This is a genomic window from Oceanococcus atlanticus (assembly GCF_002088235.1).
In the GTDB taxonomy this organism is placed as follows: Bacteria; Pseudomonadota; Gammaproteobacteria; order Nevskiales; family Oceanococcaceae; genus Oceanococcus; species Oceanococcus atlanticus.
Window position 1 is genome coordinate 226,984 of record NZ_AQQV01000002.1, and the last position, 12,258, is coordinate 239,241.

The 12,258-nt window shown below is 63.2% G+C and carries 14 protein-coding genes; 3 read left to right on the forward strand and 11 right to left on the reverse strand.

Annotation, left to right across the window (positions count from 1 at the left end; translation table 11 throughout):
* Positions 1-1,089: a fatty acid desaturase family protein gene (locus tag ATO7_RS08295; protein ID WP_083561214.1), complete on the forward strand. Its 1,089-nt coding sequence runs from the start codon at positions 1-3 to the stop codon at positions 1,087-1,089.
* A gap of 59 nt (positions 1,090-1,148) precedes the next feature.
* Positions 1,149-1,970, forward strand: coding sequence for a MerR family transcriptional regulator (locus tag ATO7_RS08300; protein ID WP_083561215.1), 822 nt, complete (start codon positions 1,149-1,151; stop codon positions 1,968-1,970).
* Between the two features lie 2 nt (positions 1,971-1,972).
* On the opposite strand, the gene recJ is transcribed toward ATO7_RS08300, so the two are convergent.
* The 8 genes from recJ to surE form a co-directional block, all read right to left on the reverse strand.
* Complete coding sequence (gene recJ, locus ATO7_RS08305) at positions 1,973-3,679, reverse strand: single-stranded-DNA-specific exonuclease RecJ (protein ID WP_083561216.1); 1,707 nt, start codon at positions 3,677-3,679, stop codon at positions 1,973-1,975.
* Positions 3,680-3,688: 9 nt separating this feature from the next.
* Positions 3,689-4,816 carry a threonine synthase gene (thrC, locus tag ATO7_RS08310; protein ID WP_083561217.1) on the reverse strand — a complete coding sequence of 376 codons (1,128 nt, stop codon included), beginning with the start codon at positions 4,814-4,816 and terminating at the stop codon, positions 3,689-3,691.
* 8 nt (positions 4,817-4,824) lie between these two features.
* Positions 4,825-6,099 carry a homoserine dehydrogenase gene (locus ATO7_RS08315; RefSeq protein ID WP_083561218.1) on the reverse strand — a complete coding sequence of 425 codons (1,275 nt, stop codon included), beginning with the start codon at positions 6,097-6,099 and terminating at the stop codon, positions 4,825-4,827.
* An 8-nt stretch (positions 6,100-6,107) separates the two neighbouring features.
* Positions 6,108-7,289 (reverse strand): alanine transaminase, encoded by a 1,182-nt coding sequence (gene alaC / locus ATO7_RS08320; protein WP_083561219.1) that lies wholly within the window; start codon positions 7,287-7,289, stop codon positions 6,108-6,110.
* 116 nt (positions 7,290-7,405) lie between these two features.
* On the reverse strand, positions 7,406-8,122 hold the full coding sequence (locus ATO7_RS08325; RefSeq protein WP_158523117.1) for a peptidoglycan DD-metalloendopeptidase family protein: 717 nt from the start codon (positions 8,120-8,122) through the stop codon (positions 7,406-7,408).
* Between the two features lie 14 nt (positions 8,123-8,136).
* Positions 8,137-8,712: a YqaA family protein gene (locus tag ATO7_RS08330; protein WP_083561221.1), complete on the reverse strand. Its 576-nt coding sequence runs from the start codon at positions 8,710-8,712 to the stop codon at positions 8,137-8,139.
* 22 nt (positions 8,713-8,734) lie between these two features.
* Positions 8,735-9,376 carry a protein-L-isoaspartate(D-aspartate) O-methyltransferase gene (locus ATO7_RS08335; RefSeq protein ID WP_240499462.1) on the reverse strand — a complete coding sequence of 214 codons (642 nt, stop codon included), beginning with the start codon at positions 9,374-9,376 and terminating at the stop codon, positions 8,735-8,737.
* A 26-nt stretch (positions 9,377-9,402) separates the two neighbouring features.
* Positions 9,403-10,149: a 5'/3'-nucleotidase SurE gene (gene surE / locus ATO7_RS08340; RefSeq protein ID WP_083561223.1), complete on the reverse strand. Its 747-nt coding sequence runs from the start codon at positions 10,147-10,149 to the stop codon at positions 9,403-9,405.
* Positions 10,150-10,212: 63 nt separating this feature from the next.
* On the opposite strand from surE, the gene ATO7_RS08345 reads away from it, so the two are divergent.
* Complete coding sequence (locus ATO7_RS08345) at positions 10,213-10,779, forward strand: Smr/MutS family protein (RefSeq protein WP_083561224.1); 567 nt, start codon at positions 10,213-10,215, stop codon at positions 10,777-10,779.
* A 3-nt stretch (positions 10,780-10,782) separates the two neighbouring features.
* On the opposite strand, the gene ispF is transcribed toward ATO7_RS08345, so the two are convergent.
* The 3 genes from ispF to ATO7_RS08360 are packed head-to-tail and all read right to left on the reverse strand — an operon-like array spanning position 10,783 to position 12,223.
* Positions 10,783-11,256: a 2-C-methyl-D-erythritol 2,4-cyclodiphosphate synthase gene (ispF, locus tag ATO7_RS08350; protein ID WP_083561225.1), complete on the reverse strand. Its 474-nt coding sequence runs from the start codon at positions 11,254-11,256 to the stop codon at positions 10,783-10,785.
* On the reverse strand, positions 11,253-11,951 hold the full coding sequence (gene ispD, locus ATO7_RS08355) for a 2-C-methyl-D-erythritol 4-phosphate cytidylyltransferase (RefSeq protein WP_083561226.1): 699 nt from the start codon (positions 11,949-11,951) through the stop codon (positions 11,253-11,255). The genes ispF and ispD overlap by 4 nt, the downstream gene beginning before the upstream one ends.
* A complete protein-coding gene (locus tag ATO7_RS08360) occupies positions 11,951-12,223 on the reverse strand; it encodes an FtsB family cell division protein (RefSeq protein WP_083561227.1) in 273 nt (90 codons plus the stop codon). The genes ispD and ATO7_RS08360 overlap by 1 nt, the downstream gene beginning before the upstream one ends.
* Positions 12,224-12,258 lie beyond the last annotated feature (35 nt).

Sequence of the window (12,258 nt, forward strand, 5' to 3'; positions counted from 1 at the left end):
ATGAAGAAACCTCACCCCAGTCGGGCTCTGAGCCCTCAGGAACAGGACGCTCTGGCTGCAGAACTTGATGCCCTGCGTGACAGCGTGGTCGCCGATCTTGGTGAGCGCGATGCGCGCTACATCCGGCGCATCGTACGTATCTCGCGCTACTCTGCCGTGTTCGGCCGCATCGCCCTGATGTTCGGTTTTGTGCCGCTGCTGTGGCCGCTTGCAGTGCTTGCCCTGGGCGTATCCAAGATCCTGGAAAACATGGAAATTGGTCACAACGTGATGCACGGCCAGTACGACTGGATGAACGACCCGCGCCTGAATTCGCAGACCTACGAATGGGACAACGTGGGGACCAGCGACAACTGGCGCAAAACGCACAACTTCAAGCACCACACCTATACCAATATCCTCGGCCTGGATGATGATCTGGGCTACGACATCACCCGCATCACGGGCGCTCAGCGCTGGAACCCGGGCTATCTGCTGCAGCCGGCCTACAACGTGGTCTTTGCCCTGCTGTTCCAATGGGGCGTCGCGCTGCAGGACATGAAGCTGGGGCGCTACGTCCTGGGCCGCCGACCGCTCACGGAGATGTTCGCCAAGCTGCGCCCGATCGTGCGCAAGTCCGGTTTTCAGCTGTTCAAGGACTACCTGTTCTTTCCGCTACTCGCCGGCCCCAATCTGCTCGCCGTACTGATTGGCAACCTGATCGCCAACGGGATGCGCAATGTCTGGACCTACAGCATCATTCACTGTGGTCACTTCCCTGCGGGCGTGCGCATCTACACGCGCGCAGAATGCAAGAACGAAAGCCGCGGCCACTGGTATGCACGTCAGATGAATGGCTCCGCCAATATCGAAGGCAGCCGCCTGCTGTACATCCTGAGCGGCCACCTCAGCCATCAGATCGAGCACCATCTGTTCCCGGACATTCCGGCTCACCGCTACCCGGAAATGGCGCCCAAAGTGCGCGAAATCTGCGAGCGCTACGGCCAGCATTACGCCACCGGACCATTCATTCGCCAGTTCGGCAGCGTGATCGGGAAGTTCTTCCTCTACGCCGTGCCGAACTTGCAGCGACGCCCGCGCACCGCCTGATGATGATGCTGTGATCGTGGCCATTGGCCCATTGATCAATGACTGCTTATCATAGGCGGATGCCACAGTTCCGCAAATCGCGCAGCGAGCGCAGCAGCCGCACCGCTGACCCGCAACACGAATACACCATCGACGAGCTCGCATGGACCGTGGGCGCAACCGTGCGCAACGTCCGCGCCTACCAGGAACGCGGCTTGCTGCCGGCGCCGGAAAAACGTGGCCGCACCGGTATTTACACCGATGCCCATCTGGCCCGCCTGCGCATGATCCAGCGCCTGCTTGATCGTGGCTACACCCTGAACAGCATCGGTGAGCTGCTGCAGGCCTGGCAGCAGGGTCGCGAGCTGTCCGACCTGCTTGGCCTTGAAGATGCGGTGACCCGCCCGTTCGTGGAAGAGATTCCCGATTACACTACGCTGGCCGAACTGACCGCACGTTTCAAAACCTTCTCGCCCAGCCTGATCAAGCAAGCCACGGATCTGGGTTTGCTGGTGCCGGAGGGACGCAACCGCTACCGCATCACCAGTCCGCGGCTGCTGCAGGCCGGCGAAGAACTCAGCGCCATCGGCATTCCCACCAGCAAGCTGTTCGACATCATCGGACGCCTGCGCAACAACGTCGAACTGGTGGCTGAACTGCTGGTTCAGCTGGTCGCCGAATACGTCTTCGACCGCCACTGGAAAGACACCCTGCCGCCCAAAGAAGACGTCTCCAAACTGGCCGATGTGATCTGGCGCCTGCGTCCGTTGGTCGACATGGCGGTTCAGCCCGAAGTGGCGCGCGCCATGGAAAAAGCGCTGGAGAAAATTCTCGGCGACCGGCTGGAGCTGATCCTCAAGCACCTCAACGACGAAAAGCAGCCCGCCTCGCTGAACGAATAGCCCTAGGCCACCTGCCCGCGCACGATCAGCTGAACGCTGGGCGGATCGAAGTAGTCGTTGATGTCGAGCTGATAAACCAGCCTGATCTGTTGCGCCTGCACACGTTCGTCGACCCCGAAGGCGATCGCATCCCAGGTCTGCGTTGCACCGGGCAGCCCAAGCCTCAGTTTGAGATGACCGCTGCCGACCACGCGCTGCCTGCGCACCTCAAACACGTTGTCGAACAGCGGATCCTCGAATCCCTGCCCCCATGGCCCGGCCTGTCGCAGCGCCGTCACCGTATCCAGGCTCAGGGTGGCCGCATCCAGCTCGCCATCGCTGAGCCACACCGCCTCGAGCAAAGCGCGATCAATGGTCTCATCACACACCGCAACAAAGGCCTGCGAGAACACCTCGAGATCCGCTTTGCGAATGCTCAGACCAGCTGCCATGGCATGGCCACCAAACTTGTCGATCAGGCCCGGATGGCGGGCATCCAGCAAGGCCAGCGCATCGCGCAGATGAAAGCCACTGATCGAGCGTCCGGAACCCTTGAGCATGCCCTCGGCGGCATCGGCAAATGCAATGACCGGGCGATGGAAACGTTCCTTCACCTGTGAAGCGATCAGCCCCACCACCCCTTCGTGCCAGCCCGCATCGTGCAGACACAGGGCCACCGCATCGCTGTCTTCAACTTCAACACGTGCGATGGCGTCGTCCTGCATTTCGGTCTGCATCGCGCGGCGTTGCTGATTGATCTGATCCAGCCCCTGCGCCAACGGTCGCGCCTGTGTCAGGGATGGTGCCAGCAGACAGGCAATGCCCTGATCCATATGATCCAGGCGCCCAGCCGCATTGATCCGCGGCCCCAGGGCAAAGCCCAGGTCACTGGCCTGCAACTCTGCGGCCTTGCGCCCGGAAACTTCTATCAGCGCGGCCAGCCCAGGGCGTGCACAGCCTGCCCGCATACGCAGCAGGCCCTGCTCTACCAGACGCCGGTTGTTGCCATCCAGCGCAACCAGATCAGCCACCGTACCCAGCGCAACCAGATCGAGATGAGCGGCCAGATTCGGCGCTTGAAGCCCGCGCTGTGTGAAGTAGTCACGCGCCTGCAGCTCGTGGCGCAATGCAGCCAGCACATAGAACATCACGCCGACGCCGGCGAGCGCCTTGGAGGCAAAGCCATCCCCGGGCTGGTTCGGATTAACGATGGCGGTCGCCGCCGGCAGGGTGTCGCCAGGTAAATGATGGTCCGTCACCACCACCGCAACCCCGGCCTCACGCAGGCGCGCCACCCCGGCGACACTGCTGATACCGTTGTCCACGGTCACGACCACATCGGGCGTGCGCGACAAAGCCAGCTCCGCCAGGGCCGGCGACAGCCCGTAACCCAGCTTGATGCGATCCGGGACCAGATAGTCCACCGCCTGCGCCCCCATCTCACGTAGCGCCGAGACGGCCAGGGCCACGCCGGTTGCGCCATCGGCGTCGTAGTCACCAACGATGAGGATGCGTTGCTGCGCCGCCAGCGCATCAGCCAGACAGGCCGCCGCGGCATCGATACCTTTCAGTTCGCGCCAGGACAGCAGCCCCGCCAGCCCCAGATCACGTTCGCGTTCGACCAGGCCACGGTGACTAAGAACCCGCTGCAACACCGGATGAGCCACCCCGTCCAGGGGCGGCGCCTTGGGACTGCGCCGGCTCAGCGCACGGCTGGCCAGTGTCGTCATGAGCGGCGACTAAAGCCCTTTAACCAGCGCGTCTTCGACCGCCTGACGAGTGGCGTCAACGGTGACCGGCTCGGCTGTGGCCTGCTTGATCGCGATATCCGGATCTTTCAGACCGTGCCCGGTCAGCGTGCACACCACGCGACTGCCCGGCTTGATCTTGCCGCTGGCGATATCGCGCAGCGCACCGGCCAGAGAACTGGCCGAAGCCGGCTCACAGAACACACCTTCGCGCTCGGCAAGCAGTTTCTGTGCGGCCAGTATTTCGTCATCTTCAATAGCGTCGAAATGCCCATTGGATTCGCGCACGGCGGTCTCGGCATGAGCCCAGCTTTGCGGGTTGCCAATCCGGATCGCGGTGGCCACGGTTTCCGGATTCTTGACCGGCGCACCAGCCAAAAACGGCGCCGCGCCTGCAGCCTGAAAACCGCACATGACCGGCAGCTTGTCGGTCACCGCTTCACGCAGGTAGCTGAAGCTGTCCGGCGCGATCGGGGTTTCACCGGCACGCGGCGTCGCCATTTCGCGGTAGCCCATCCAGTAGGCCGAAATGTTGCCCGCATTGCCGACCGGCAGGCAGTGGTAGTCGGGCGCATCGCCAAGCGCTTCAACAATCTCGAAGGAGGCGGTTTTCTGACCCTGCAGGCGGTACGGATTGACCGAGTTGACCACCGTCACCGGCAAAGTCTCGGCAACGTCCTTGACCAGCTGCATGCCGTCATCGAAGTTGCCGCGAATCTGTATCACCGAACAGCCATGAATCGCCGTCTGGGAAAACTTGCCCATGGCGATCTTGCCCTCAGGAATGAGCACAAAAGCGGTCATGCCAGCGCGGGCGGCATAGGCCGCAGCGGCGGCCGATGTGTTCCCGGTTGAGGCGCAGATGATGGCTTTGCTGCCTTCGGCATGGGCCTGGGTCACCGCCACCGTCATACCGCGGTCCTTGAATGAACCGGTCGGATTGAGACCTTCGTATTTGACGTAGATCTCGCCGCTGAAGCCGACATCGCCGGGGATGTTGCGCAGCTTGATCAGCGGCGTGGCGCCCTCCCCCAGGCTGATGGCTTCGGCACCAGGGGCCAGCGGCAGGCGCGCGCGATAGCGGTCAACCAGACCGGTGTAGAGGGATGTTCCGTTCATGACTCTGTTCATTCGCTCAAATGCTCCAGGCGCATCTGCACGATGCCGCCGTGTACGGCGTCGCACGCCGCCAGTTCGTCCATGGCCTGCGTGATTGCGCCGGTGCTGACCTCGTGGGTGATCAGAACGACCTCGGCCTGCCCTTCGGAGGACTCCTTCTGCACCATCGCTTCGATGCTGATATCCAGGCCTGCGAGGATGCCACTGATGGTTTTCATCACGCCCGACTGATCGGTCACCCGCATCCGCAGATAATGCGCGCTGACCACCGCCGACTGCGGCACGAAGCTGACTTCCTGGGCCATGGCCGGTGGCGCAATGGCATGCCCGAGCGCCACGTCGACGATATCCGCAACCACCGCCGATGCGGTGGCCAAAGCCCCCGCGCCCGGACCATAGAAGCCGGCAGTGCCGACCGCGTTGCCGCTGATCGATACACCGTTCATGACGCCATCAACCTTGGCCACGAACGCGTTCTTCGGAACCAGGGTCGGCTCGACCCGCAGCTCAACACCGGCTTCGCTGCGCCGGGCCACCGCCAGATGCTTGATACGATAGCCCAGCTCACGGGCAAAGCTGATGTCCTCGGCGCTGACCTTGCCCACGCCAATGGTGTGCAGCTGATCGGTGGCCAAAGGAATATCAAAGGCCAGCGTGGCCAGAATCGCCAGTTTGTGCCCGGCATCGATGCCTTCGACGTCGAAGGTCGGATCGGCCTCGGCATAGCCCTTGGCCTGGGCTTCGGCCAGCACCTCGGCGAAGTCGGCACCATCCGCTTCCATGCGGCTGAGAATGAAGTTGGTCGTCCCGTTGATGATGCCGGCGATCTGGTCAATGCGGTTGCCGACCAGACCTTCTCGCAGTGCTTTGATGATCGGGATACCGCCCGCCACGGCCGCTTCAAAGGCCACGACCTGACCGTGCGCCTGGGCGCACTCGAAAATTTCCTTGCCGTGCTCGGCAATCAAGGCCTTGTTGGCGGTGACCACCGACTTGCCGTTGGCCAGCGCCGCCAGCACCAGTTCGCGGGCGCGACCGATACCGCCCATCAACTCGACCACCACGTCGATGCGCGGATCTGCCACCAACGCATCGGCGTCGCTGTCCAGCTCGATACCGCTCAGATCGCAGTCTCGCGGCAGCGCCGGATCGCGCACGGCCGCGCGCACGATCTCGATCGGACGCCCGGCCCGGCTGGTGATGTCGTCGGTGTTCTCACGCAGCACCTTGACCGTGCCTGCGCCCACAGTTCCCAGGCCCAGCAGGCCGATTTTCAAACTCATGGAATTCCTTATCCCGCTTTTTCCATCATCCGCCGCATGCCCCGCAGAGCCTGCCGCGTGCGGTGTTCGTTCTCGATCAGGGCGATACGCACGTAATCGTCCCCATGGTGACCAAAGCCCACGCCCGGCGACACCGCCACCTTGGCCTCAGCCAGCAGGCGCTTGGAAAATTCCAGCGAACCCTCGGCCTTGAACGGCTCCGGAATCGGCGCCCACACGAACATCGTGGCCTTGGGCTTGTTGACCTGCCAGCCCATTGCGTTCATGCCGTCACACAGCACATCGCGACGCTTCTCGTACATGTTGCAGATCTCGGTCACGCATTCCTGCGGGCCGTTCAGCGCTGCAATCGACGCGACCTGGATCGGCGTAAAGGTGCCGTAATCCAGATACGACTTGATCCGCCCCAGCGCGGCGATGATGGTCGGATTGCCACACATGAAGCCGACACGCCAGCCGGGCATGTTGTAAGTCTTGGACAACGAGTAGGACTCGACGGCAACGTCCTTGGCGCCTGGCACCTGCAGTATCGACGGTGCCTTGTAGCCATCGAAGCACAACTCGGCATAGGCCAGATCCTGAACGATCCAAAGGCCGTATTCCTTGGCCACTTCCACCACCCGCTCGAAGAAGGCCAGATCAACGCAATCGGCGGTCGGATTGGAGGGGAAGTTGAGCAGCATCATCTTCGGCGCCGGCCATGATTCGCGAATCGCGTTTTCCAGCTCGTGGAAGAAATCGCCGCCCGGCACCATCTTGACGTGGCGCACATCGGCACCGGCAATGACCACTCCATAGGGGTGGATCGGGTAAGCCGGATTGGGTACCAGCACCACATCGCCAGGACCCAATGTCGCCAGCGCCAGATGCGCCAGACCTTCCTTGGAGCCGATGGTGACGATGGCTTCGGATTCGGGGTCCAGATCCACATCGTACTTGCGCTTGTACCAGTCACAGATGGCTTTGCGCAGACGCGGAATGCCGCGGCTTACCGAGTATCGATGGGTGTCACCGCGCTGGGCCGTTTCAACCAGCTTGTCGACAATGTGCTGCGGCGTGGGCTGGTCCGGATTGCCCATACTCATATCGACAATATCCTCGCCACGCGCTCGCGCCGCCTTCTTCAGATCGCCGACGACGTTGAAGGTATAAGGCGGGAGACGCTCGATGCGTTGGAATTTGTCTTGCATTGCAGCAATCAGTGGGCAAAGGGGCCGGATTTTATCTTGCAGCGGCGCTCGCGGCTAGGGCCGGGGCGAGTTGCAAAGACAAGAACGCCCCGAATGTTGAGATTGGGGTGCTCGCGCTAGGGCAGCAGTGGCTCAGGATCGACCGGCTGACCCAGGCGACGAATCTCGAAATGCACCAGCGGCCGGTTCTGCGGCCCCAGGCCCATGGTCGCAATGGCCTGCCCCGCCTTGATCTGCTGTCCCTCTTGCACCAGCAGCTTGGCATTGTGGCCGTAAGCGGTCAGATAGTCTTCGCCGTGCTTGATGATGACCAGCTCACCATAGCCCTTGAGAGCGCCACCGGCATACACCACCTTGCCATCGGCCGCCGCAGCGATGGTCTCACCCGCCTTGCCACCGATATCGATGCCCTTGCGCCCCTGTGCCGGCGCAAAGCGGGCCAGCAGCGGACCACGCACCGGCCATTGCCAGCGCTTTGGTCCCACCACCGGCGCGCTGGCCGGACGCGGCGTGGCACGCGGCTGCGCCGGTGCGGCCGGACGTGGGGTGCTGGGTCGCGCCACCGGTTCGGCCGGCGGACGACGCGAAGACACAACGCCGCTGTTGCTGGGCACATGCGGACGCCGCAACTCGCCCGGCAGCGGCGGGTCAAGACGCAGAATCTGTCCGGGCTGTAAGGTGCCGTCGCGGCCGATGCCGTTCCACCAGGCCAGATCACGGTGGTCAAGCTGATGCTGAAAGGCGACTCGGTAGAGCGTATCGCCGGGCTTCACGGTGTAGCTCAGGTCACGCTCTTCCCAGCGCACCCAGCTGCTTGAACAGGCCGTCAGCACGACGGTGCACAGCGCTACCAGTAACGGTAGGCAAGCAGGCCAAGCACGAGTATGGCGAGGGTGCTCCACGCGATCTGGTCCATGTAGCGCTTCAGGTGAGGCTCTATCTTGGGGCCACCCCAGCGCACGAGCAAGGCGACCAGAAAAAAGCGACCGCCGCGCCCGACCAAACTGGCGGCGACAAACAGCGGCAGAAACATGCCGCCAGCACCGGCAGCGATGGTGAAAACCTTGTATGGAATGGGCGTGAATCCGGCCAGAAAAACCGCCCAAAAACCCCATTGCTCGAACCAGAGGCGCGCGGTTTCGTAGGCTGGCAGATACCCCATGTCGATGATCAGCGGCATCGCGGCATCCAGCAACCACAAGCCTATGAAGAACCCGATCACACCGCCGATCACCGATGCCACGGTGGTCAGCAATGCCAGTGGCAAGGCTCGCTCCGGTCGCGCCATCACCATCGGCGCCAGCATCACGTCGACCGGGATGGGAAAGAACGATGATTCGGCCACCGACAATCCGGCCAGCCAGGCCGGGGCGCGGCGGTGCGCGGACAGGCGCAGCACCCAGTCATAAAGTTTCAGCCACATGCGTTTTCGGGTCCCGCCAGGGTCAGTCGATTTTTTCCGCCAGCATGGGCACGAAACTGACTCCGGCGAGAATCTCGCGGCTCAGTCCGCCATCCGGCTTGAGAGTGAAACGGCACAGCTGCTGGCCATCCTGCGCACCAACCGGAATAACCAGCCGTCCACCCGGCGCCAGCTGAGTGAGCAAAGCCTCCGGCACCTGTGCGGCTGCAGCAGTGACGATGATGCCATCAAACGGGGCCTGCTGGGCCCAGCCTTCATGACCATCGCCATGGTTGAGGTAAACCCGCATGTAATTGAGGCCGCGCAGGCGGCGCTCGGCCGATTGATTCAAGGCCCGAATGCGTTCGACGGAGTAGACCCTGTCGACCAACTCGGCCAGCACTGCGGTCTGATAGCCGCAACCGGTCCCAACCTCAAGCACGTGACGCGCCTCGCGCCCCTCAAGCAGGGCCTGAGTCATCAATGCGACTACAAAGGGCTGCGATATGGTCTGCCCGCGACCAATCGGCAGGGCGGTGTCTTCGTAGGATTTGCGCAAGTCCCAGGCGGCATCGACAAATTCATGCCGCGGCACCCGCCCCATGGCTTCCAGAACACGCTCGTCGTGGATGCCTTTGGCCGCCAGACGCTCAATCAACTTGGCGCGATAAAACTCCGGGGTCAGACCCCGGCGCTTGCCGCCCTGCCCGATCACAGATCCGGGACCCAGCCCTTGAGACCATCCAGCGCACTGTGGTTGGTCAGATCGATCTGCAGCGGGGTCAAGGCCACCTTGTTCTGATTGATCGCGTGGAAATCGGTGCCGGGCCCGGCATCCTCTTCACCACCGGCCGGGCCAATCCAGTAGATCGGTCGGCCGCGCGGATCTTTGTCGCGGACCACGTCCTCGGCAATATGGCGATAGCCCAGCCGAGTCACCTCGATGCCCTGCAGCTGCTCATACGGCACGTCGGGCACGTTGATGTTCAGAATGCTGCTGGGTGGCAGGGGGTGTGAAGGCAGATCCTGCAACAGGCGCACCACCACCTGCGCCGCCGCATCGTAGTGCTGCGGCTGGTACCCGACATTTGACACGGCAATGGCTGGCAGGCCCATGAAGCGCCCCTCCATCGCCGCCGCCACCGTGCCCGAATACAGCGTGTCATCACCCAAGTTGGCGCCGGCGTTGATGCCGGACACCACGATGTCAGGGCGATGATCAAGCAGCCCGGTAATCGCCAGGTGCACGCAGTCCGTCGGCGTGCCATCAACCGAATACCAGCCAGGCTGCATCTCGTTGATCCGCAGCGGCCGACCCAGAGTCAGAGAATTGCTGGCACCACTGCGATTTCGATCCGGCGCCACCACGGTGAGCTGCCCGAGCGATTCCAGGGCGCGTGCCAGTGCACGCAATCCCGGCGCGTGTATGCCATCATCATTGGAGAGAAGTATGCGCATAAGCGGCGCGAATATTATCAGTTGAACGCAGCCACGCCCAACGAGGCGCGGGAGAAAGGCAGGATGATGCCGCACGACGGATTTGGCCAAGACGATGATGACGGCGATGAGCTGTCTGCGTGGCGCGCCGAACTGGCGCGGGTCAAACCGCTGGATGCACGCCAGCGCGCGCCGCTCCCACTGCCGCCCGACCTGACCCAGGGGCAACACGAGCGGCGCCAGCGCGAGCACGCCGAGATCATGCAGGAAGCCATGCTCGGGCCGTTTGATGCGGAAGATTTCAATACCGGCGATGAGCAGGAATTTCGTCGCGGCAGCCTGCCGCGGGCCATCTTGCGCAAGCTGCGCCGGGGGCAGTTCGCGATTCAATCGACCCTGGACGTGCACGGATTGCGACGCGACGAGGCCCACCGTGCGACGCAGAGTTTTCTGATCACCGCGCAGCAGCGCCAATGGCGCTGCGTCAAAATCATTCACGGCAAGGGCCTGCATTCACCGCGTGGCGTGCCGGTACTCAAGCACCGGGTCGAGATCAGCCTACGTCAGAACGACGATGTGCTGGCTTACTGTTCGGCCCCGACCTGGGCCGGCGGGCACGGCGCAACCTTGGTGCTGCTGCGCCGCGGCTAAAGCCTAGACGCGCTCGAGCAAAGCCACAGCCTGGGCCGCCAGGCCCTCACCACGACCGGTGTAACCGAGCTTTTCAGTGGTGGTTGCTTTCAAGTTCACCGCATCCAGCGGCACCCCGAGCAGCGCAGCAATGGTCTGACGAATGCGATCACGGTGCGGCGACAACTTGGGGCGCTCGCTGATCAGGCACAGATCGCAATTCTCGACCCGCCAACCCGCTTCACCCACCCGCTCAAGCACGGTCTTGAGCAGCTCCCGACTGTCGGCACCGGCGTAGCTGGAATCAGTGTCGGGAAAGTGCTGACCAATATCGCCGAGCCCCGCTGCACCGAGCAGTGCATCACACAGCGCGTGCAACAGCACGTCGCCGTCGGAATGTGCGATCACGCCTTTATCATGCGGCACACGAACACCGCCCAGGGTGACGTAATCACCCGGCCCGAAGCGGTGAACATCAAAACCCATTCCTACTCTCATGCCTGCTCCAGCAAAGCCTCGGCCAAACGCAGATCCGACGGCGTGGTGATCTTGAAATTGAGCGCATCGCCCGGCACCAGACGGGGGGCGTACCCGGCCAGCTCCATGCAGGAGGCCTCGTCGGTGATCGCAAGCCCCTGCTGCAAGGCCCGCTCCAGAGCCTGATGCAGCCGCGCGAACTCAAAGTACTGCGGAGTCTGCGCCATCCAGATGCAGCCGCGGTCAATGGTCTGAGCCACGGTGCGCGCGTCCTGGCTGCGTTTGAGCGTGTCCTGGGCCGGCACCGCCAGCAAGGCCCCATCGGCGCCGGGCGGCGTGCTCAACAGGCGCGCCAGCGCATCAGCCGGCAGCAACGCCCGCGCGGCATCATGCACCAACACGCCGCTGTCTGTGGCCGGAGGCTGCGGCAGCGCCATCAGCGCGTTAAGCGCCGCGAGCACCGAATCGGCCCGCTCAGCGCCGCCCACGCAAGTGTGCACCCGCGCATCTTCGGCATGAGCACAATCTGCCCAGTGTGTGTCGTCGGCGCTCAGCGCCAGCATGACCGCGCTGATGCGCGGCTGCGCCAGCAAACGGGCCAGACAGTGGTCCAGCACGCGCTGGCCATTGAGCATACGGTATTGCTTGGGCACATCCCCTGGAAGGCGTTGCCCTACGCCCGCGGCGGGCACGATCGCCCACAAACCCGAATTCATCAATGAACGATCAGATAAAAGGTTTCACCGGGGCGGACCATGCCAAGATCCGCCCGCGCGTGATATTCGATGGCATCCGGGTCGGTTTCCAGCCGCTCGATTTCGGCTTCAAGCGCCTGGTTGCGCACCCGCAACTGGGTGTTGTGGGTGGCTGCGGCCTCGACCTGAGCGCTCAGATCGGCAGCGTCAAGCCAGCCGCCCGGCCCTATCCAGAGCCGGTACTGCAGGTAGATGATCCCCGCACCGATGATTACCCAGGTCGAACGCGGCATGGTCGCAGTTTAGCAAAAGGCCGCGATGTCGGCGT

Coding starts and splice junctions, on each gene's coding strand:
- ATO7_RS08295 (WP_083561214.1), top strand. CDS start 1: ATGAAGAAACCTCACCCCAGTCGGGCTCTGAGCCCTCAGGAACAGGAC.
- ATO7_RS08300 (WP_083561215.1), top strand. CDS start 1,149: ATGCCACAGTTCCGCAAATCGCGCAGCGAGCGCAGCAGCCGCACCGCT.
- recJ (WP_083561216.1), bottom strand. CDS start 3,679: ATGACGACACTGGCCAGCCGTGCGCTGAGCCGGCGCAGTCCCAAGGCG.
- thrC (WP_083561217.1), bottom strand. CDS start 4,816: ATGAACGGAACATCCCTCTACACCGGTCTGGTTGACCGCTATCGCGCG.
- ATO7_RS08315 (WP_083561218.1), bottom strand. CDS start 6,099: ATGAGTTTGAAAATCGGCCTGCTGGGCCTGGGAACTGTGGGCGCAGGC.
- alaC (WP_083561219.1), bottom strand. CDS start 7,289: ATGCAAGACAAATTCCAACGCATCGAGCGTCTCCCGCCTTATACCTTC.
- ATO7_RS08330 (WP_083561221.1), bottom strand. CDS start 8,712: ATGTGGCTGAAACTTTATGACTGGGTGCTGCGCCTGTCCGCGCACCGC.
- surE (WP_083561223.1), bottom strand. CDS start 10,149: ATGCGCATACTTCTCTCCAATGATGATGGCATACACGCGCCGGGATTG.
- ATO7_RS08345 (WP_083561224.1), top strand. CDS start 10,213: ATGATGCCGCACGACGGATTTGGCCAAGACGATGATGACGGCGATGAG.
- ispF (WP_083561225.1), bottom strand. CDS start 11,256: ATGAGAGTAGGAATGGGTTTTGATGTTCACCGCTTCGGGCCGGGTGAT.
- ispD (WP_083561226.1), bottom strand. CDS start 11,951: ATGAATTCGGGTTTGTGGGCGATCGTGCCCGCCGCGGGCGTAGGGCAA.
- ATO7_RS08360 (WP_083561227.1), bottom strand. CDS start 12,223: ATGCCGCGTTCGACCTGGGTAATCATCGGTGCGGGGATCATCTACCTG.